The organism is Ihubacter massiliensis (genome assembly GCF_024125305.1).
Taxonomy (GTDB): Bacteria; Bacillota; Clostridia; order Peptostreptococcales; family Anaerovoracaceae; genus Hominibacterium; species Hominibacterium faecale.
In genome coordinates this window covers 2941946-2964087 of sequence record NZ_JAMXVH010000001.1, presented here as the reverse complement: position 1 = coordinate 2964087, position 22142 = coordinate 2941946, and the positions used below count along the sequence as shown (strand labels likewise).

Annotated in this window: 19 protein-coding genes; 18 read left to right on the top strand and 1 reads right to left on the bottom strand. The window is 48.0% G+C overall.

The features are described from left to right. Positions 1 to 33 precede the first annotated feature (33 nt). Positions 34 to 1536 carry a UxaA family hydrolase gene (locus tag NIA71_RS13745; protein WP_253020687.1) on the bottom strand — a complete coding sequence of 501 codons (1503 nt, stop codon included), beginning with the start codon at positions 1534 to 1536 and terminating at the stop codon, positions 34 to 36. A gap of 311 nt (positions 1537 to 1847) precedes the next feature. On the opposite strand from NIA71_RS13745, the gene NIA71_RS13740 reads away from it, so the two are divergent. From NIA71_RS13740 to etfB, 18 genes are all read left to right on the top strand, one after another. Continuing rightward, the gene (locus tag NIA71_RS13740) at positions 1848 to 2945 is read left to right on the top strand and encodes a glycerol dehydrogenase (protein ID WP_253020686.1); all 1098 of its coding nucleotides are present in this window, start codon (positions 1848 to 1850) and stop codon (positions 2943 to 2945) included. Between the two features lie 18 nt (positions 2946 to 2963). Further along, positions 2964 to 3956, top strand: a complete 993-nt coding sequence (locus NIA71_RS13735) for a C-terminal binding protein (RefSeq protein WP_253020685.1) — start codon at positions 2964 to 2966, stop codon at positions 3954 to 3956. Between the two features lie 37 nt (positions 3957 to 3993). Beyond that, positions 3994 to 5730 (top strand): sigma-54 interaction domain-containing protein, encoded by a 1737-nt coding sequence (locus tag NIA71_RS13730; RefSeq protein ID WP_148398206.1) that lies wholly within the window; start codon positions 3994 to 3996, stop codon positions 5728 to 5730. A gap of 73 nt (positions 5731 to 5803) precedes the next feature. Next, positions 5804 to 6598 carry a response regulator transcription factor gene (locus tag NIA71_RS13725; RefSeq protein ID WP_148398207.1) on the top strand — a complete coding sequence of 265 codons (795 nt, stop codon included), beginning with the start codon at positions 5804 to 5806 and terminating at the stop codon, positions 6596 to 6598. 161 nt (positions 6599 to 6759) lie between these two features. Next, positions 6760 to 7842, top strand: a complete 1083-nt coding sequence (locus NIA71_RS13720; protein WP_148398208.1) for a glycerol dehydrogenase — start codon at positions 6760 to 6762, stop codon at positions 7840 to 7842. Further along, entirely contained in the window at positions 7839 to 8597 is a 759-nt protein-coding gene (locus NIA71_RS13715) for an SDR family NAD(P)-dependent oxidoreductase (RefSeq protein ID WP_148398209.1), read from the top strand. Before NIA71_RS13720 ends, NIA71_RS13715 begins: the two co-directional genes overlap by 4 nt. A gap of 2 nt (positions 8598 to 8599) precedes the next feature. Next, entirely contained in the window at positions 8600 to 9754 is a 1155-nt protein-coding gene (locus NIA71_RS13710) for a pyridoxal phosphate-dependent aminotransferase (RefSeq protein WP_253020684.1), read from the top strand. Between the two features lie 6 nt (positions 9755 to 9760). Next, complete coding sequence (locus tag NIA71_RS13705; protein ID WP_148398210.1) at positions 9761 to 10732, top strand: C-terminal binding protein; 972 nt, start codon at positions 9761 to 9763, stop codon at positions 10730 to 10732. 31 nt (positions 10733 to 10763) lie between these two features. Next, entirely contained in the window at positions 10764 to 12140 is a 1377-nt protein-coding gene (locus NIA71_RS13700; RefSeq protein WP_148398211.1) for a cytosine permease, read from the top strand. Positions 12141 to 12160: 20 nt separating this feature from the next. Further along, a complete protein-coding gene (locus tag NIA71_RS13695) occupies positions 12161 to 13348 on the top strand; it encodes a M20 family metallo-hydrolase (protein WP_148398212.1) in 1188 nt (395 codons plus the stop codon). Then, complete coding sequence (locus NIA71_RS13690; protein ID WP_148398213.1) at positions 13349 to 14095, top strand: aspartate/glutamate racemase family protein; 747 nt, start codon at positions 13349 to 13351, stop codon at positions 14093 to 14095. Beyond that, on the top strand, positions 14092 to 15504 hold the full coding sequence (gene hydA / locus NIA71_RS13685) for a dihydropyrimidinase (protein WP_148398214.1): 1413 nt from the start codon (positions 14092 to 14094) through the stop codon (positions 15502 to 15504). The genes NIA71_RS13690 and hydA overlap by 4 nt, the downstream gene beginning before the upstream one ends. 6 nt (positions 15505 to 15510) lie before the next feature. Beyond that, positions 15511 to 16371 carry a nitroreductase family protein gene (locus NIA71_RS13680; RefSeq protein WP_148398215.1) on the top strand — a complete coding sequence of 287 codons (861 nt, stop codon included), beginning with the start codon at positions 15511 to 15513 and terminating at the stop codon, positions 16369 to 16371. Between the two features lie 300 nt (positions 16372 to 16671). After that, entirely contained in the window at positions 16672 to 17670 is a 999-nt protein-coding gene (locus NIA71_RS13675; protein WP_148398216.1) for a TRAP transporter substrate-binding protein, read from the top strand. Between the two features lie 384 nt (positions 17671 to 18054). Continuing rightward, positions 18055 to 18606, top strand: a complete 552-nt coding sequence (locus NIA71_RS13670; protein ID WP_148398217.1) for a TRAP transporter small permease — start codon at positions 18055 to 18057, stop codon at positions 18604 to 18606. Continuing rightward, a complete protein-coding gene (locus NIA71_RS13665) occupies positions 18603 to 19901 on the top strand; it encodes a TRAP transporter large permease (RefSeq protein ID WP_148398218.1) in 1299 nt (432 codons plus the stop codon). Before NIA71_RS13670 ends, NIA71_RS13665 begins: the two co-directional genes overlap by 4 nt. A 295-nt stretch (positions 19902 to 20196) precedes the next feature. Then, the gene (locus tag NIA71_RS13660) at positions 20197 to 21336 is read left to right on the top strand and encodes an acyl-CoA dehydrogenase (RefSeq protein WP_253020683.1); all 1140 of its coding nucleotides are present in this window, start codon (positions 20197 to 20199) and stop codon (positions 21334 to 21336) included. Positions 21337 to 21351: 15 nt separating this feature from the next. Then, the gene (gene etfB, locus NIA71_RS13655) at positions 21352 to 22140 is read left to right on the top strand and encodes an electron transfer flavoprotein subunit beta (RefSeq protein ID WP_253020682.1); all 789 of its coding nucleotides are present in this window, start codon (positions 21352 to 21354) and stop codon (positions 22138 to 22140) included. Positions 22141 to 22142 lie beyond the last annotated feature (2 nt).

The window sequence follows — 22142 nt, the reverse complement described above, 5'->3', positions numbered from 1 at the left end:
CCCTTTCATGCTCCAGAATAGAGGCCTGACCCTTTATAACGTTACACCATCCCGCAAGATGCCCATTTGATAATAGCCGTTCTTTTCATTGCAGGTCCGATAGTCTCCGTTTACTGTGGACATAATCGCATCGTACAGCTCCTGGTTGAGTGCATCTACAGCCTCAGAAGTAGATGCTGACAGGAGACGGCCGGCATCGTAGTCGATCCAGTGGGGTTTCTTTTTAGCCAGAGCTGTATTGGAAGACAGCCGGAAAGTGGGTCCAGCAAACCCACATGGAGTACCCCGTCCGGTGGTGAAAATGGTCAAAACCGCGCCGCTGGCAATTTGGCCAGTTACGCAGACAAGATCGTTGCCCGGGCCGCTGACGAGAATAAACCCGTTTTTCGTAGCCCGGTCTCCGTATTTGAGAACTTCCGTAACTGCGCAATGTCCACCTTTTTGTGTGCACCCCAGAGACTTTTCTTCCAGCGTAGTGAGTCCGCCGGCCTTGTTTCCCTGGGTGGGATTATCGCTGGCTTTTTCTCCATATTTGGCGAAGTAGTCTTCATAGTTGTGAATCAAGTCGACGATATCGTGGAACACATCCTCGTTTATGGCGCGATTCATCAGCAGATGTTCGGCCCCCATCATTTCAGGAACCTCGGTCATATTCATCGTAGCTCCCTTTTTTACCATCGTATCGCACAGCGTTCCAAGGAGGGTGTTGGCGGTAATACCCGAATATCCGTCGGAGCCGCCGCAGTTCATAGCGATGTGCAATTTGTCAAAGGTAAGAGGCTGACGGCGGTCACTTAGGACGTTTTCCATCAGCTCGTCGATGAGCGCCATTCCGGTTTCGAACTCATCCTCACAATTTTGCAGAGAAAGAATTTTAATCCGGCTCTCATCGTAATCGCCCATATATTTTTTTAACTCCACAGGATCAGTGATTTCACAGCCTAAGCTGACGATGAGCACAGCACCGAAATTAGCGTTTTGAATCACGCCGGAAAGGATTTTGCAGGTTAATTCCAGATCATAGCCGGTCTGACTACAGCCGTAAGGGTGGGTGAGGGGAAAGATGCCGTCAAAATTATCGGTCATGGGATACTTTTCCTTTGCTATCTCGGACAGATGCTCTAAAGGTCCATTGGCACAAAAGACGGTTGGAATTACAGCAAGATAATTGCGGATTCCAGCACTGCCGTCTCTTCTCAGATAGCCCATAAATGTTTCATCAGAACTTCCAGGCATAATCGTGGTCTGGGGATCAAAGTCATAGGTGTATTCCTTTGATTTTCCCAGCCCGGTCGCTTCGTTATGCTCGTGGACCCATTCCCCTTTTTTAATAGGGCGGGAAGCGTATCCGATGATGTTATCGTACTTGCGGATGCCTTCGCCTGCGGCAAAGTCTTGTAAGGCAATCTTGTGGGCGTTTGGAATATCATCCAGAAGCACAATGGTTTCATTGTTGATCTCGACCGTATCTCCCTTTTTTAATTCTTGCGTAGCAAGTGCGACGGTATCGTTTGGGTATAATTTCATGCATTTCATAAACGTGTCCTTCCTTTCAAAACGGGTTGCTCAATTTCTTTAAGAACATAATTAAGCAAGGGCTATGCCAAAAGACAGTAGTTGGCATAGAATTTGCTTTTTATATAATCGAGAAACAGCGTTCTGATTATGATAGAACAGGGTTTCGATGTAAATGTACAGCGCCGGACCTGCTTCATACCTGCAGGCGCCGGCGCGATTCTCCCTCAAAAACATTGGGAAAAAATAAGTGCTTGATGCACAAATAGGTGATGCGGCTATGGAGCTTGATGCGATGCTGCATCAAAAGCAAAGAAGGAAAGGGATGTAACATGGCGAAAAGTTTAACAGCCCCTGCAAGATATTATCAGGGAAGCGCATTGCTATCCCAAAGCTATCGGTATGTGTCCCATTTAGGCAGGCGTTTTGCGATCATAGCGGACCGTCTGGTCAAAGAACTCGTTGAAGAACGAATTGAAGAAGGCTTTCGAGACGCAGGAAATTCGTGTGTGTTTATCCACTTCAACGGGGAAACGACTTTAGGGGAAGTAGCCAGATTGACGGCGCTTATCCATGAGGAAAACTGCAGCGGTATAATCGGCGTAGGCGGCGGCAAAGCGATTGATGCGGCAAAGCTGGTTGGAGATACTTGCGGGCTTCCAGTTGTCATAGCGCCTACGTCGGCCGCTACGGATGCGCCTTGCAGCAGCATGGCCGTATTGTACAGCGAGGAAGGCGCTTTTCACAAAGTACAGAAGCTTAAGAGCGGGCCGCAGGTGGTCCTGGTGGATACAGAAATAATTTCCAAGGCTCCGGTGCGCCTTCTGATTTCCGGAATGGGTGATGCTTTTGCTACCTACTATGAAGCAAGGGCCTGCGAAAGAGCGGGAGTCCAGAATTACACAGGGGGCATTCGCATGCATACTTCCCTGACCCTGGCGGAGCTTTGCCGGGACCTGTTGTTGAAATATGGATATCAGGCCAAACGGGATGTGGAGGCTAAGCGGGATACCCAGGCCGTGGAAAATGTGGTGGAAGCCAATATTTTTCTTAGCGGCATCGGATTTGAAAACAACGGATGCGCCGCGGCTCATGCCGTCCAAAACGGAATGACGGCGGTTGTTAAGCCCTTTGCGGCGCTCCATGGAGAGGGCGTCGCCCTGGGCACGCTGACTCAGCTGATTATGGAATATAACGAAAGCGGACGATGGAACCAGGCCGAATGGAACCAGGCGGTAACCTTTTATCGAAAAGTGGGGCTGCCCCTGTCTTTTCAGCACATTGGAATTACTGATGCGGATGATCTTTTACTGGATAAAATCGCAAAGGCTTCTGTAGCGCCGGATTCCAAAGCACATAATATGCCCTTTGAAGTAACCCAGGAAAAGATCTTTACCGCGCTCAGACAGCTGAGGGATATGGAATTGTAAGAAAGAGGAGAAATGATAATGAGACCGTTCAAAGTTGTGATTACAGATCGAGAATACGAACAAATCGACCAGGAAAAACGAATTTTACAAGCAGCGGGGGCAGAGGTATTCGACTACCAGTATAAGGATGAAGCGGATATTCTCAAGGTCGCTGCTGACTGTGACGCACTGATTGTCCAATATGCCAAAGTGCCCGCATCTTTAATCAGCGGGCTGAAGCGGTGCAAGATTATAGCCCGCTACGCAACAGGAGTAGATGGAATCGATTTAAAGGCGGCGGGTGAACGGGGAATCTATGTCACCAATGTGAGGGACTACTGTACCGAAGAAGTATCTACCCATGCGCTGGCCCTGATTTTGGAGCTGAGCCAGAAAACGGCTAAGTACAGCCGATGGATCAAAGAGGGCCAGTGGAACTACCGTAAAGGACTTCCCTGTGCCGGCTTGAAAGAAAAGGTGGTGGGGCTGATCGGATACGGAAAGATCGCCAGGGCCTGCGCCAGAAAACTCAAGCCTTTGTGCGATCAAATATGGATTGACAGCAAGCATGCATCGGCTGAAGAGTTGAAAAAAGAAGGGCTTGTTCTCAAAAGCAGAGAAGCGATCCTTGCCAATGCGGATTTCATTTCTCTCCATGCGCCTCTTACAAAAGAGAATTACCACATGTTCAACAAGAGTACCTTTGAAAAAATGAAGAAGGAAGCGTGCCTGATCAATGTGGCCAGAGGATCGCTGGTGTGTGAAGAGGATCTTTTCCGGGCGCTGCGGGAAGGACAAATCGCGGGCACTGCTCTCGATGTTATGGAAAAGGAGCCTCCAAACAGAGATAACCCTTTGCTTACTTTCGATAATGTAATTTTAACGCCCCATATTGCCTGGTACTCTCAGGCGGCACAGGAAAGACTCCAATCGGCAGTGGCAAAAGAGGTGGCGCGGGTTTTGACGGGAAGCAAGCCGGAAAATTGTGTAAACTCTGAATTTTTGTCTAAAAATGCGGCGGGTATGGTATAATTGGTGAGGACAATCACGCGAAAAGAGGTGTATACATATGCCGGACTCAAAGGATCAAAGACTTTTTAAAGATATCATCAGCAGCAGCCCCAATGGAATCATTGTAACGGATCAGAAAAACAGAATAAAATTGATGAATCGATCCGTGGAAGTCTTTTGGGGGATCGACAGCGACTCTGCAATTAATAAAAAACTGGAAGATGTCATTCCCGAGTTTAAAATTATGGATAAGCTGGATGAACGGATCTTTAAAATTGATATTAATGATAAATATTATTATGTGCTGCCCTTTCAAATGGATGCGGATAATGGACAGAAGGATACGGTATATTTAATTCTGGACATTTATGAGAATAAACTTCTCCGGTCCGAGCTTTCCTACCAAAAGGAAATGACCCGTGAACTGGAGGAAATTCTCGAAGGATCTTTTGATGGAATTTTGGTAACAGACGCCGATGGAAAGATTCTCTACGTCAACAGCTCTTATGAACGGGTAGCGGAGATTAAGAAAAAGGACATGGAAGGCAAGACCATGAAGGATCTGATCAATCCGGTGTGGATGCCCAATTCTGTGGCTTATATTGTGGCGGAACAAAAACAGCCGGTGTCCAAGAGGCAGACGGTAAAATCGGGCCGCCACATTATCGTCACCGGACGTCCCGTGTTCAATAAAAAAGGGGATATTAAAAAAATCGTCATCAATGCCAGAGACATTACAGAAATCTATGAATTGACCGAAGAACTGCAGCGCTCCCGGGAAATGGGAAAAATGTATCTGGAAAACTATTCGGAGCTGGCAGGGTATATGGAGAACAAAGGAAAGAACCCAATACTGGCCGCCAGCCAGGAAATGCGCAGCGTTCTTTCACTGGCAGAAAAGGTCGCTAATTTTCACGCGACTGTGCTGATTCTTGGAGAGTCTGGAGTCGGAAAAGAGGAAGTGGCAAAATATATACACAATAATAGCTTGCGCAGTGAAAAACCCTTTATTGTTTTAAACTGCGGGGCAATCCCGGCCAATCTGCTGGAGTCGGAGTTGTTCGGCTACGAAAAAGGCGCCTTTACCGGGGCCATGCAGTCCGGCAAAGAGGGCCTGCTGGAAGCAGCGGACGGCGGCACGGTCTTTTTAGACGAAATTGGAGAAACTCCGCTGGATTTCCAGGTAAAGCTGCTTCGTTTCCTGGAATCAAAGGAAGTGCGCCGTGTGGGAGCTCTGGAAGCCAGGAATATTGATGTGAGAATTATCGCTGCCACCAACCGGGATTTGGCCCTGATGGTTGAGGAAGGAACCTTCCGGGAGGATCTTTATTACAGGCTTAACGTGGTTCAGATCGATGTTCCGCCTCTTCGCAAACGGGTCGATGATATCATGCCTCTGGCATCCCTGTTCCTTCACCGCTACAATGAGCTTTATAATCAGGAAAAGCTGTTGACCTACGAGGTGACCAAAGAACTGGAAAAATACCCGTGGGTGGGCAATGTGCGCCAGCTGAAGAATGTGATTGAAAATATGGTCATCGTCAGTAACAACGATTACTTGCAGACGGAGGATTTGCCCTGGGTTACACAGGAAATGCGCAGCCCTTCTCAGAAAATGGTTGGGACTGTGCTGGAAAGCAGCGAGAATCTGTCGTTGAACGAAGCAACCGAGGCCCTGGAAAAGCTCATGTTCCAGAGAGCAAAGGAAACGTGCAATACCACCAGAGAGATTGCCGACAAACTGAAAGTGAATCAGTCAACGGTAGTTCGAAAGCTTCAGAAATATGGATTGTAACTGAAATATCAGGCCTCCGCCCCTTAAAACACGGGCAGGGGCTCCTTTTATTCTTTACGGGAGGAGGAAGCAGATGGCTTATTTGGAAGAAAATGAATGGATGCTGCTGAACGAAGTTGCTTATAACATCTCATATATCTATTCTCTGGATGAGATGCAGGAGAAGATTTTATCGTGGATGAAATTTCTAATCGAATATGACGGGGCGGTATTTTCCTTGATTGAAAGCAATAAGGGAACTTACCAGCTGCAAAATACCTTTGGAAATGGGCTGGAGGCAAAATATCTGAAGATCTGGAAGGAAGAAACTTTGGAATCCGATCTGACGAGATGGATCGTCTACAGCGGGAAAAATACAGCATTCCGCGAGTCCGACCTCATTTCTGAGGAAAAAAGACAGGAGACCAGGGTTTACAAGAACTTTTATATTCCAAACAATTTTTATCATGCCGCGGGCCTTTGCATCGTGTTTAAAGAAGACCCGGTAGGGATCATCAAACTGTATCGGAAAAGGGAAAAAGCGGATTTTTCCGAAAGAGACCTTTTTGTTCTGGATCAGCTGCAGAAACATTTCGCTTACAGGCTGTCCTATGAAGCGAAGAAAGGCGATACGAGATACTTTTACGCAAAGGGGTACCACGAAAAAATCTGCAAAAAGTATCAGCTGACCGAAAGAGAAGGTGAGATCTTCCGCTATGCCGTAGAGGGCTACACCAATGTGGAGATCGGAGAGAAAATGAATGTGAGCATCCATACGGTGAAAAAACATTTCCAAAGCATCTACGGAAAAATGAATGTGAGCAATCGGGTACAGCTTTTGCAGTGCCTGCCGTTGTCAACAAGCAAGCTGGATTTGGACGAACTATAAACCAGGGTATACTTAGGGGTTAAAAAAATATCAAAAAGGATAATAATCGGACATCATTGTCTGATTATTTTCTTTTTTGGTAAAAGAAAAATCCGCTGCGGGAGGAATTGTTGCAGGCAAAATATTCTGATAGATTTAAAAAAACAGAAAGGAGATAGCAAATGAAAAGTTTGACAGCGCCAGGAAAATATTATCAGGGACGGCATATCCTCAGGAATCTGTCCAAGTACATAAAACCCTTTGGCACAGACTTTACCGTTATGTTGGGGCCATCTACCAAGGACTTTATGGAGCCGATCATCCAGACTGCTTTAGAAGGAACGTGCCGCGTCCGATTTGCTTGCTTCGGAGGAGAATCCACAGCAGAGGAAGCCCAGCGCATCGGGAAGTTAGTACAGGAACATAAGAGTCACGGTCTGATTGGGGCCGGCGGCGGAAAAGTACTGGATACAGCCAAGAAAGCTGCGGACATGCAGCAATGTCCATTAATTCTCATTCCCACATCTGCTGCGTCAGACGCACCATGCAGCGCCATGTCGGTCGTCTATGATGAAGAAGGCAGGTTCGCAGCTGCAGAAAAAATGAAACGAAACCCGGATGTGGTGCTTGTCGATACGCAGATTATCTTGGAAGCATCTGAAAAGTCACTGGCAGCAGGAATCGGCGATGCGTTCGCTACTTACTATGAAGCCAGAGCCTGCCGGGCCTCAGGAACGACCAATAGTGAGGATAACATGGGAACGGAGACTGCCTTTGCTCTGACCAAGCTATGCAAAGAACTTCTTCTCCAATATGGTGAAGACGCTTGGAACGCAGTGAGAAAAAAGCAATATTGCGAAGCTCTGGAAAACTGTGTGGAAGCAAACATATACCTGAGCGGCGTTGGGTTTGAAAACAATGGATGCGCCATTTCCCACGGAGTGTATAACGGAATGAGCGCAGTTCTCGTGCCATTCCCTGTGAGCCACGGAGTGGGGGTCGCATATGGGACGCTGGTGCAGCTGCAAGCGGAAAAGGCGTCCAAAGAGGAATGGCAGGAAGCAGTAAATTTTTATAAAAAGGTCAAACTGCCGCTATGTCTGGAGGATCTGGGCATTGACGCAAAAGACGAGACGCTGCTAAAGGAAATTTCCCAGGCAGTCTGCGAGGCAAGCCCGCTGGTAAAACATATGCCCTTTAAAGTTACGCCCGATTTGATTTTAGAGGCAATGGTGAACGTGGAAAAGGAGCATGATCAGGAATGAATGAGTTGTTTGATATAAGAGAAAAAAAGGCAATCGTCACCGGAGGAAGCCGGGGACTGGGCAGGGAAATGGCAAAGACACTGTATCAAGCCGGGGCCCAAGTAACCATAACGGGAACCAACGACCGTATTTTCAGCGCTGCTGAAGAACTGTCCGGAAAGGATGGAAAGGTCTATGCGGTTAAGGCGGATTTTCAGAATGCGGATGCGGTAGAAAGAGCATTTTACCAGGCCATAGACCATATGGGATCAGTGGATATTTTAGTAAATAACGCAGGGATGCAGATTCGCCATAAAAGCGAGGATTTCCCGCTGAGGGATTGGGATCGAATTCTCATGGTTAATCTCACCGCACCCTTTATTCTATGCCAGCTTGCTGGAAAGGAGATGCTGAAAAAAGGAAGGGGAAAAATCATTAACACAGCATCTTTGCTGAGTTTTTCCGGCGGCTATACAGTCCCCGCCTATGCGGCCAGCAAGGGTGGTATCGCGCAGCTTACCAAAGCTTTGTCCAACGAGTGGGCACAAAGAGGCATCAATGTAAATGCCATTGCGCCAGGATACATGGATACGGACAATATCGCAGCAATAAAAGCGGATCCCGTTCGAAACGGGCAAATTTTAGAACGGGTTCCAGCAGGAAGGTATGGGACGCCCGGCGATCTTTCCGGAGCACTGATCTTTCTGGCATCAAAGGCATCTGATTATGTGAATGGAACAATCCTGACCGTAGACGGCGGCTGGATGGGAAGGTAGTTATGATTAGTAAAAAAGCGTTGAATACGCCCTCATCGGGAATTCGCCTCATGTATAACGCAGCGGTCAAATACGAAAATGTGCTCAATTTTTGTATTGGCGAGCCGGGGTTTCAGACACCGGAGCATATTGTAGAAGCCGCGCGCAAGGCCCTTTTAGAGGGATGCACCAAGTATACCCATAATGCGGGGGTCCTGAAGCTGAGACAAGCGATTGCGGACAAGCTGAAACGAGAGAACCACCTGGACGTTGATCCGGAGAAAAACATCATATGTACCACAGGCGCCGGTGAGGCAATTCTCTTAGCATTACTGACGCTGGCCGATCCAGGTGATGATGTGCTGATCCCGGCGCCGGGGTGGACCAATTACTATGGACACCTGGGCATCGCAGGTCTCAATAATGTGACCGTTAAAACGAAAGAAGAGGATCGATTTTGCCCCAGGGCACAGGCTATTGAAGAGGCCCTTACGGAGAAAAGCAGAGTTTTGATCCTCAACACGCCTGCAAATCCCACGGGAACCGTTATTCCAGAATCGGAACTGTACGAAATAGCTAAAATCGCAGAAAAATACGATCTGGCAGTTTTAGCGGATGAACCCTACGAAAAGTTTATCTACGATGAACAGAAACATGTGAGCTTTGCCAGCCTGCCCAAAATGGCGGCGCGGACGGTAACCATCAACAGTTTTTCAAAGACGTACTGCATGACCGGCTGGCGGGTAGGATATGCGTCCGGACCGGAAGAAGTAATTCGGGGAATGACAAAATTTCAGGAAAGCGTTTCCTCCTGCGTAAACGCAGCTGCCCAGCAGGGAGCGGTCGCTGCTCTGACAGGTCCGCAGGACGAAATAAAAACAATGAAAGCAGCATACGAAACGTGCAGAAATTTACTGACCGAAGGGCTGAACCATATTGCCGGCTTTTCCTGTATAAAGCCACAGGGAGCCTTTTACGTCTTTGCCAATATCGAAGAAATGGGGATGGATTCCCTGTCTGCGGCAATGATGATTCTCGATCGAACAAGGATTACAATGGCTCCTGGCAGCAGCTTTGGAAAAGACGGGGAAGGTTTTCTGCGGATCTCCTTCTGCGCGGGCCGGGAAGACATTGAAGAAATGCTTTTGCGGCTGGAAAAAGAGTTTGGAAGAAAGTAGGAAAATATGGGAACGTATAAAGTTGTAATTACAGACAGAGAATATGAAACAATCGATCACGAGCGGAGAATTCTCAAGGAAATTGACGCCGACCTTTATGATTATCAGGTCAAAGACGCAGAAGATATTATTCGGGTGGCGAAAGACTGCGATGCAATGATCGTCCAGTACGCCAAGATAACGAAAGAGGTAATCGGCCAGCTGGACAAATGCAAAATCATCGCCCGATATGCGACCGGATACGATGGAATTGATATAAAGGCGGCTACGGACAGAGGAATTTTCGTAACAAATGTAAATGATTATTGCAGTCAGGAGGTTTCGACCCATGCGCTGGCGCTGCTTTTGGAGCTTGTTCAGAAGACCGGCCGCTTTGACCGCTGGACCCGGGAAGGGAAATGGGGCTACCAATGCGGACTCCCCTTTTCAGGGTTAAAGGAACAAATCGTGGGTGTAATCGGATTTGGGAAAATCGCCCAAGCTTACATTGAAAAAGTAAAACCTTTATGCAAAGAGATCTGGGCATACGATAAATTTGTACCGCCAGAGGTCATGGTAAATTCAGGAGTCCGGCCAAAATCCTTTGAAGAATTGATCTGCGGAGCCGACTACATTTCCCTCCATGCGCCTCTGACCGATGATACTTATCATATGTTCAACAAAGATACCTTTAAAATAATGAAACCTACCGCAGGGCTGATCAACGTGGCCAGGGGCGGGCTCATTTGCGAGGACCATTTGATCAATGCGCTTAGGCAGAAAGAAATTGGCTGCGCGGCATTGGACGTGTTGGAAACAGAACCGATAGCATCTGATAACCCTCTGCTGGACATGGAGAATGTGGTTCTTACCCCGCATATTGGGTGGTATTCAAAAAAATCTCAGGAAATTCTGCAATCCACACCTGCAAAAGAGGTTGTCCGGGCACTGCGGGGTCAGATCCCCCGCAACCTTGTAAATAAAGCGCTTGACCGTTAATGCAGATAGAATTTCAGGAAAGGAGAATTCTATGAATTTAAAACGATTTACGGAGAAGCATGCAGGAGGTAAAGACTTTGCTCCCAGACCGTATAAAGAAAGAAAAGTAACACCCTTCCGTATGATTGCCATCTGGTTTGCCATGGCCGTTTCCCTCGTATTATTTATTGAATCTGCGGACTTATTTGATTCATTAACCGTTGGGGAAATCTTTGTCATTTTAATCATTGCTCATACCTTGCTATGTGTACTGATGTGGTTTACGCAGGATATGGGCATTAAATACGGAATACCGTTTTCCGTTTCCCTGCGGCCCAGCTTTGGCTATCTGGGGTCGATTTTTCCCACCTTTTTCAGGGGGATCCCCGGCTTGTTCTGGTTCGGCTATCAGACCTGGGTAGGGGCGGAAGCGATCAACGCTCTGACCAGCACTGTATGGGGATTTTCCAACATAACGCTCTTTATCCTTTTGATGGGGGCTATACAGATCATTCATACTTGCTTCGGAATATCCGCAGTATCGCGGCTCAGTAACTTAGCCAGCCCGCTGCTGCTGGCGGTCATGATCTACATGCTTTACGCATTGCTGACAAAAAACCACGTAACAATCGGAAGCGTATTTCAGATGACCGGTACTGGTGAAGGCTCGTATACATGGGTCAGCGCGATCTTAGTCTACATCGGCGGATGGATCACAATGGCGCTGAGCATCTCAGACATCACCAGAGAATGCAAGGTAGAGGAAGAGGACACAAAAGATTTCTGGAAGTCCACCAAAAAGTATATGATCGCTCAGTGGGTCGGCCTGGTTCCGGTATCTGCGTTCTTTGGAACGATCGGGGCTATTGGCGTCGCATTGACCGGCGAATGGAACCCAATTTCCATTATGGTCAAAGTAATCGGACCACAGAATGAAATTATGCTGGTTATCTGTCTAATCTTTGTGCTGCTGGCTACCTGGGCTACCAATGATACAGGCAACCTCTATCCCGCGGCATATGCGTTCATGTCCCTGGTGCCGAAAAAAATCAATTTTGCCCTGGGCGTTCTGATCGCCGGCACATTGGGGCTGGTAATCCGGCCATGGGCCGTAGGCGGCAATATCCTTACCGTCATTACGGCGATCGGCTATCTGTTAGCGCCCATTTCCGGGATATTGATCGTCGATTACTACATTCTGAGAAAACGCCAGTTGAATGTGGAAGAGCTCTATCATTTTGGGGGTCAATATAAGTACTGGAATAATATCAATCCGGCAGGCGTGATTGCGAACATCATAGGGCTGGTAGTCAGCATTCCTTTCTGGGACTATGTTTTCTTTGTAGGTCTGGTGATAGGAGGAATTGTATACTACATTCTTATGAAAACGTGGATTGTAAAAAAATATCCGCAGCCAGAAATCAAATAGGAAAGAGAGATCAAAGCAGTATGCTGAAAGTTGACGAAAAAAGACTGGAAAATAATATACAAGATTTAGGGAAAATCGGATTTCAAGAAGGGCGGGGAACGACTCGAATTGCATATTCGCCCGAATATGAAAAAGGAAGAGACTTGGTCAAAGCATGGATGGAAGATGCGGGAATGAAAACCCGCATCGATCCTGTAGGAAATCTGATTGGTAGCTTGGATGGTACCGTGCCCGGTGAAAAGATCGTTGCCATGGGATCGCATATCGATTCAGTACCGGAGGGCGGTATCTATGATGGGGCCTATGGCGTTCTTGCAGCCATCGAATGCGTCAAAACACTTACGGAAAAAAAGATACGGTTAAGGTTTCCGATGGAGGTTATTGCTTTCATTGATGAAGAAGGAACTGCTGTCGGTGGTACGTTTGGAAGTAAGTGTTTTATAGGAATGTCCATCGAACATGGTATGCATGAGCAGATGAAAGAGTATGGTATCTCAGATTGTGATTTGGCCGCATGCGCTAATTCGGGCAGGGACTATCAGGCATATTTTGAGTTACATATTGAACAGGGCGCCGTTTTGGAATATGAAAAAAAAGAGATCGGCGTAGCTAAAGGAATTGTTGGAATTCTCAGGTACCAGGCCAGAGTAAAGGGTCTTGCCAATCATGCGGGAACGACGCCGATGAACCTGCGCAGGGATGCGATGGAAGGCAGCTGCCGGATTATCCTGCAGCTTTTGGATGAAGTGAAAAGCCACCCGGAAATGGTATGTACCGTTGGGCAGATTGAAGCCTCACCAGGCAGCTATAATATTATTCCCGGAGAAGTCCGCTTCACGATCGATCTGCGGGGTCCGGATATGGAACTTATGCAGCGGTTAATCCGTGAGCTGCAGGATCAGTATGCCGATAGTTTGGAAATAGAAGAGTACGTGAATCAACCTCCAACCCAGTGCGATCAGCGGCTGCAGGATACGACCCGCGAAAGCGTTAAAAGACTAAAGCTTACAAAACTGGAAATGTTCAGCGGGGCGGGACACGATTTGATCAATATGGCATTGATTACGCCTTCTGCGCTAATCTTTATTCCCAGCAGCGGCGGGATTAGTCATTGCAAGGACGAATACAGCAGTATGAAAAGCATGGCGGATGGAGCCAATGTGCTGCTGAACAATCTTCTGGAGCTGAATAAAGAGAGAGGACTATAAATGAAAATCAAAGTAATCAATCCCAATACCACAACGAGTATGACCGATGCAATAGAAAAGGCCGCCGCCGCTTGCGCTTTTCCCGGGACGGAAATTTATGCTGCTACACCTGAGTGGGGGCCTGCAAGCATTGAGTGTTTTGTCGATGATTATTTGGCGGTCCCCGGCGTAATACAAGAAATCTATCAGGGAGAAAAAGACGGGATGGATGCCTATGTGATCGCATGTTTCGGAGATCCGGGGCTGCAGGCGGCGAAGGAATGCACGCAAAAGCCGGTGCTGGGTATCGCGGAAGCTGCGATAGCTGCTGTGAAAATGGCAGCTCCGTCCTTTTCCGTAATATCGGTTCTGGAACGGTCTAAAAAAATTACGGAAGATTTGATTCTGCAATATGGAGCCGAGCGGGCGTGCCGGTCTGTCCGCGCTACAGGACTCAGCGTTTTGGAATTTGAACGGGATCCGGAAAAAGGACGCAGGGCTCTGCACAGAGAAAGTAAATGTGCCCTCGAAAGAGACGGCGCTGAAAGCATCGTATTGGGATGCGCCGGCTTTGTGGATTTCGCGAAAGAATTGGAGAAGGACTTGGGCATTCCTGTAATTGATGGGGTAGTACCGGCCGTGAAGTTTGCGGAAGCTTTCGTGGGAATGGGTCTTAATACAAGCAAACAAAACAGCTGGGGTTATCCGGAAAAGAAAGAACTGAGGGGATTTGAGCTCTTCAGAAAAAGACAAGGAGAGACGAAATGAAAACACTAATTAAAAACGGGACAATTATCACTGCATATGAAGAATTTGAAGGAGATATCCTCATTGAAGAAGAAAAAATTGTCGATATAGGAAAGGATTTGGCAGCAAGCTGCGTAAAAGTCGATAAAATAATTGACGCATCAGGAAAACTGGTTTTTCCTGGGGGCGTTGATCAACATACCCATTACGACGCCCAAGGTACTGTGGGAGATAAGAATACAGCGGGTTACGAGACCACGGACAATGCAATCGTAGGAGGGACAACGACCTTTGTCGAGTTTGTTCCCCAGGAAGAGGGGATGGGGTTGATTGATTCGGCTGAATATCGAAAAAAACACAGGGCAGAAGGAAAGATTTGTGTGGATTATGCGCTGCATGCATTGGTGACCGATGTCAAGCCGGCAATTTTTGATGAAGTAGAAAAACTTCCTGAATATGGAATTTCCACAATCAAGGTTTTTATGGCATACCCAGGTTCTTATCTCCACGCTGATGATGGAACTTTAATGCGGATTCTGGAGAAAAGTAAAAATGTCGGAGTAACGACCTTTGTCCACGCAGAAAACGGCGAAATTATTGAATTTCTCAGAGATGAATGCGTGCGCAGCGGCAATACGGCGCCCAAGTACCACTACTTGAGCAGACCGCCGGTCTCCGAATCCGAAGCAGCCAGGCGGGCGATTTACCTGGCAAAAGCAGCGGCGGCTCCTTTGTTTATCGTTCATATGACCTGTGAAGAAGCGTTAGAAGAACTGCGCATAGCAAAAAGCGGGCGACTTAACGTATATGGAGAGACCTGCACCCACTATCTGGTGACGACAAAAGCTGCTCTGGATAATCCGGATTTTATGGAAGCGGCAAAATACATATGTTCGCCGGCGCTCAGGGACGAAAAGGATTGTGAGGCTCTGTGGGAAGCGCTGGACAGTGGACTCCTAAGCGCCGTATCTTCCGATCACTGCGGCATCAGTCTGAAAGAAATGAAACTGGCGGGAAAAGATGATTTTACAAAGGTGCCCAACGGAGCTCCAGGAGCCGGTGACCGCCTAAATATGGTATGGACCAATGGTGTAGCTAAAGGAAGGATCAGCAAGACCAAGTTCGTGGAAATCTGTGCCACTAACCCTGCAAAGATCAATGGAATTTATCCCAGAAAAGGGCACATTGGCATCGGTTCTGATGCGGATTTGGTGATTTTCGATCCCCAATACAAAGGGGTGGTCAGGCAGAGAGATAATCCCAATGGAATCGATTATAATATTTTTGAAGGCAGAGAACAGATTGGACGTCCGGAAACCGTTCTGCTGAGAGGAAAGGTCGTCGTAGAAAATGCCCGCTTCACAGGGAAAAAAGGGCAGGGAACGTTTATAAAAGCCAAACCCTATGGAGCCTGCTACAGAGGGCTATAAGTTTGTATGGTTATGGAGACAGGAAAGGCGGATCAGATTAAAAGCATCATGGAGCGCCGATGCAGCTGCAGGGCTTTTTCTAAACGACCGGTATTAAAAGAAGACTTGGAGGAGCTGTTGGAAACCGCCGTAAAGGCCCCTTCATCCAGTGGGTTTCAAAATTATTCAATTATTGTAGTTGAACAGAAGTCGATTAAGAAACAATTGGCAGAGTTGAGCGGCCCTCAGCAATTTATCGCCAATGCTCCGGCAGGACTGATCTTTTGCATTGACTTGCGCAGAGAAAAGCGCATTATTCAAAAGAGGCCTTCGCCCAGTCAGTCTGAATCCCAGTTCATTCAATTTATGATGTATATGGCTGACGCTGTCATCTGCGCCCAGACCTTTTGCCTGGCAGCAGAAGAAAAAGGCCTGGGAACAGTATACATAGGGAATATCATTCATTACATGGAAAGGGTGTCAGAACTGCTGAATCTGCCCCAATATGTAATGCCAGTAATCATGGTATGTGCAGGATATCCCAGATTTTCAGGGAAACCAAGCCCTAAATATCCGGCGGAAGTACTCGTTCACACAAATCAGTATCAAGATCTTCCAATTGAGATTTTGCTTCGGGCCTTTGATGAGAAATACAAAGACTGGCGTATGCCTTTTAATGAAAGGGCAGCAGAACAGATTGCAAGGACCGCCCAGCAGGACCAAGGAGAGAACTATGGCGCTGTTTGCAGAGAATATTTAAAAAAGGCGGATCTAATAGGGCCGTACCAGTGGTATTATGGCTGCCGCTACTTGAAAAAGGATTTATGGATGTCCACGGAAGATTACCGCCGCTTTATGAAAACAAAAGGTTTCACCTGGATAAAATAAAAAATTCTGAAAATTAACAATCATCTGATGCAGAATTACAAGTCGATGCCGAGGTGCATCAAAAGTGAGGGCTTTGTGAAGAATAAAGAAAGTCTGTGTCAAGCGGACAGGATGATTCTGTAAAATTTAGGATGCTGACTTTTCAAGGTTTGACTGATCAATCCTTCAAATAATCCGAATATATTTGTTAAATTTTATACAACTGGTACGGCTTTTGCAATATTAATAGGCAATATACATGATGGATTTGAGTGTAAATTTTTAGAAAAGGAGAAACACGAAATAAAAAAAGTAGTAGCATTGGTATTATCTTTATTGATGGTATTCGCTTTCGCTGGATGTGGCGGCGGCGGCGATTCCGACTCCGGCGACAAGACGGTGATCCACTTTGGGTCCACAGTAGCCACAACTCACCCATGGTACAAAGCGGCGGAAGAATTTAAAAAGGATGTTGAGGAAAAATCAGGAGGAGCGATTGAGGTAGCGCTGGACTTCGGCGGTGTACATGGTTCCGACAAGGAACATGTTGAGGCAGCGGCTTCCGGTACACTGGATATGCAGATTGACTCAACAGTTGGTGTGGATGCGGTAGTTACAAAGCTGGGATTTGTTAACCTGCCGTATCTGATGACTTCTTTCGATGAAGTAGACAAGAACTTCTATAACGGCTGGATGAGCGAGTCTTGCACAAAGCTGGTTGAAGAACAGGGCATTACCGTATTAGGATGGACAGACTGCGACTTTAGATGGATGACAAACTCCAAGCATCCGATTAAAAAAGTAGAAGACTTGAAGGGTATGAAAATGAGAGTTCCTGAAGCTCCAATGTATCTCAAATTCTTTGAGAATTTGGGAACTACCCCAACTTCCATCGCATTCAACGATCTGCCGTCCGCACTGCAGCAGAAAGTCGTAGACGGCCAGGATAATGGTCCGATCCTTACTTATACGGCAGGGCTGAATCAGTTCCAGAAGTATATGACTGAGACCAATCACGCGTTTGCTCCGGCATTAGTTGGATTTAATACCGCAAAACTGGAAAGCCTGCCTGAAGATCAGCAGAAGGTCATCAAAGAATGCGGTGCGGCTTATGCGGAAAAGGTTAAAGAATTAGTTCGTGCGGAATATGAGGCAGACGGTAAAGCAATGGCGGAAACCAGTGAAATTATTGAGGTTACTCCTGAACTGGACAAGGCTATGAGAGCTGCAGCTGAAAAAGTATGGCAGGATAAAGAAGTTACAAAGAACTTCGATCAGGATGCTGTAAATAAGATTCTGGAAGAAGCAGGTCTGAAATAAGCTTTATGCTAATTCAACATGTATAATTTGCTAGAATGAATCGACAGAATGAAAGAAACTATCATGCGGAAAACCCGTTTGGTAGTTTCTTTTTTTAGTCCTGAGGACTGCTATATTAAGAATAATTATTCTTAATATAGTAAAAATATAAATAGAAAGAAGTTATAAACGAAACAAAACAAGAAAAACGAACATTGCTGAAATTTCAATGAAATTAATAAAAGTTTGAGAGGATGATTATAAGACTAGTCCTAAAATATGAGAATAAAAAACCTGTTTTTTAGCACTTGACTTTCATAAGAAAATGTATGAATATACTGCGCAAGGGATACCTGCAGAAGCTGGGTCCCGGAATTATTTATCATATGAATATGGAGGTTAATCATGGAGAAGAAAAACCAAATCACTGCCATTAGTGACAGAGTTTGCTGGGTGGAAAAGCAGATTACTTGGATTGGGTTTATCGTTATGCTGGGACTGCTGGTCATTCAGGTAGCCTGCAGATACTGTTTTCATTTTCCGCTGGCCTGGTCCGAGGAGCTGGTCCGCTTTATCTATGTGGCGGTCAGCTATACCGGAGCAATCGTTGCTGTGCGGGAGAACGAACATATTTGTATCAACATCATTCCCATCATTCTTAAAAAGCTATTAAAGAACCCGAACCGAGAAGAGAGCGTGCTGAAGGTTCTCGACCTGACAGCCGATGGAATTTGTGCGGTATTTTGGACCTTTATCAGCTATGGCGTGTTGGGCTATACAGCGGAGGTCAAGGAAAAGGCCATGTTGTCAACGGCTAATGAATGGCCGATGTGGATCGTCTTTGTTCCCGTATTGGCATCGGGGATACTTATTATTTTCCATTACATCATGAATGGCATCGAAACGGCAATGTCCTTTAAGAAAGACGGTGCGGCGAAAGGGGGCGAATTATCATGATCTATTTGGGAATTTTTCTGCTGGTATTTTTAGGGCTGGCCTTAATTCGTGTACCGATTCCATTTGCAATGGGTATCGGTTCGGTGGTAACCATGCTTTATGCGGGAGTCAATCTGGATTCCGTTCCTATGGCTGTGTCCAATTCGCTCAACGTGTTCACCTGGCTGGCAATCCCGGCGTTCATTTTTGCCGGAGACTTGATGGCGGCCACCGGCATTTCCAGCGCCATCATGAATTTTGCCAAGTCCTTCATCGGCAGGCTGCGGGGAGCCGCCGGGGCGGTAACGGTTGTGACCTGTATGCTGTTTGGCGCGATCACCGGCTCATCTCTGGCTACCATCACCGGTATCGGCGGCATGATGCTGCCGGAGCTGGACAAAGAAGGGTATGACCACAAATACGGGACCGCCCTCATCAGTGCCTGCGGTTTTCTGGGAATCCTGATTCCGCCCAGCATCCCCGGCATCCTCTATGCCATGATGTCGGGCCAGAATCTTATGAAGGTATGGCTCTGCACAGTGGGGCCGGGGATTATGCTTGGGCTGGCGTACATCCTCATCAACTATTTTAAGTACGGAAGAAAGCAGGAAAAGGTAAAAGAACCCTTCAGAGTGGGAAGCTATTTCGCAGGAATCGGAAAGGCGACCTGGTCGTCTCTGCTTGCTCTGCTGATGCCGGTTATCATTTTCTACGGAATCTACGGAGGCATCTTTACTGCTACGGAAGCGGGAGCGGTTGCAGTGGCCTACGGGCTGATCGTGGGATGGATCATCCTGCCCATTTTCAAGAAAAAATGGCCGGAGAAAAAATTCCGTACGCTGGTTCTGGAAGCAGGTGTAACATCGGCGACCATTGCCATGCTCAACGTATTTGCGGCGGTTGCCGGAAAAATGATTACGTTTACCAGAATTCCGGCAATGCTGACCGATGCTATGCTTTCTCTGACCGACTCCAAGATCATTTTTTTGCTGATCTTAAATATCCTGCTGATTATTGTCGGTATGTTTATGGAGACCAACAGCAGCATCCTGCTTTTAGGGCCGATTCTCATTCCGGTAGCCACATCCTTTGGTGTGGACCCGATTCACTTTGCGGGAATCATGCTGCTGAACCTGGAAATCGGAATGATCACGCCGCCCTTTGCCGCCAACCTGTTCGTCGGCTGCCGGGTGGGCAAAGTGAGTATGGACCAGGTACTGCCGTTCATGGTCCCATTCTTTATCGCTTGTGTGATTGTACTTCTGATCACAACCTACGTACCGCAGGTAGCGTTGTTCCTTCCCAACTTAATTTAATACAAAGCGAAAAAAATGCTCCGCAGATGATATCAAAGTTCATTTGCGGAACATTTTTTTGCATCATGGATTGATGCTCTTGCGCATCAATCCAAATTTTGCATCAAGCAAACCAGATGATGTCACTGCTTTCAAAAGGATTGTCCGGTAGAAATAATCGTTGAAATTTCAACGATAAAAAAATTGATGTATAAATTTTACCACTTTGGCACGCTTCTTGATATATAAGTAACCAGGTAAAGTTCCATTTACGGAAATAGAATGGAAAATTCCACACCATACAGGAGGAAGACAAATGGAATTCAGTTATTCAAGAGAACAAGAGATGGTAAAAAAAATGCTGAAGGAGTTCGCGGAGACGGAAATCGCGCCCATCAGCGAGGAAATCGACGCGGAAGCCAAATACCCCTATGAAACGGTGGCAAAGCTGGGCGAGCTGGGGATCATGGGCATGCCCTTTCCAGCCGAGTACGGCGGGGCGGGGTCGGACTACCTGACCTACATCATGGCGGTGGAGGAGATCTCCAAGGTGGACGCCTCCCACGGCGTCATCGTCCAGACCCACAACGCCCTGTGCTGCTGGCCCATCTTCACCTATGGCACCGAAGAGCAGAAGGAAAAATACCTGCCCAAGCTGCTGTCCGGGGAGCACCTGGGAGCCTTCGGCCTGACCGAGCCCAACGCGGGAACCGACGCGGCCATGCAGCAGACCACGGCCAAGGACATGGGAGACCACTGGCTGCTCAACGGAAGCAAGATCTTCATCTCAGGCGGCGGAATCGCCGACGTCTACGTGGTGATGGCCATGACCGACAAGAGCAAAGGAAACAAGGGCATCAGCGCCTTCATCGTGGAAAAAGGAATGCCGGGCTTTTCCCGGGGCAAGAAAGAAAACAAGATGGGCATCCGGGGGAGCATCGCGGCGGAGCTGGTGTTCGAGGACTGCATCGTGCCCAAGGAAAACCTGCTGGGCCAGCTGGGCAAAGGCTTCAAGGTGGCCATGAGCTCGCTGGACGTGGGCCGGCTGGGGATCGCGGCCCAGGCGCTGGGCATCGCCCAGGGCGCTTTCGACCAGACCGTCGAATACATGAAGCAGCGAAAGCAGTTCGGACGCAGTCTGGACCGGTTCCAGGCGCTGGCCTTCGAGATGGCGGACATGAAAACCCGCATCGACGGAAGCCGGTTCCTACTCTACAACGCGGCCAACCGGAGAGACCGGGGGCTGCCAAGCACCGCCTCCGCGGCCCAGGCCAAGCTGTCCTGCTCGGAGACGGCGTCTTATGTGGTGGACAAAGCGGTCCAGTTCCACGGAGGCTACGGATACATCAAGGACTACCCGGTGGAACGGATGTACCGGGACCAGAAGATCACGGAGATATACGAAGGCACGTCGGAAGTCATGAAAATGGTGATTTCCGGAGACATCTTTAAATAGGGAGGACGAAGGAACATGAGAATCATCGTATGCGTAAAACAAGTACCCAACACCAACCAGATCAAGATCAACCCGGAGACGGGGACGCTGATTCGGGACGGGGTGCCCAGCATTTTGAACTACGACGACGCCAACGCGCTGGAACAGGCCCTGGCTATCAAGGACGCCCATCCGGGCACGGAGGTCATCGCTCTGACCATGGGGCCGCCTCAGGCCAAAGAGATGCTGCAGGAATGCCTGGCCATGGGAGCGGATGATGCGATCCTGCTGTCGGACCGGGCCCTGGGAGGCTCGGACACCTGGGCCACCTCCAACGCCCTGGCGGCGGGCATCAAAAAGATCGGGGACTATGACCTGATCTTCGCCGGCAGACAGGCCATCGACGGGGACACGGCCCAGGTGGGGCCCCAGATCGCCGAAAAGCTGGGCCTGCCGCAGGTGACCTACGTGAAGGAATTCCAGCTGGAGGAAGAAGCGGTCATCGTCAAGCGGGCCCTGGAGGACGGCTATGAGAAGCTGAAGCTGACGCTTCCCTGCGTGCTGACGGCCATCAAGGAGCTGAACGTTCCAAGATACATGTCGGTACCGGGCATCCTGAAGGCGGCCAAGACCCAGGTCAAGGTCTGGAGCGCCCAGGACATCGGAGTGGACCAGAGCGTGGTGGGGCTGAAGGCCTCCCCGACCAACGTGTTCCGTTCCTTCACGCCCAAGCCCAAAGGAGCCGGCATGGCCGTGGACGGGGACACGCCCAGGGAGCTGGCGGAGAACCTGCTTACGGAACTGAGAAAGAAACACATCATATAGGG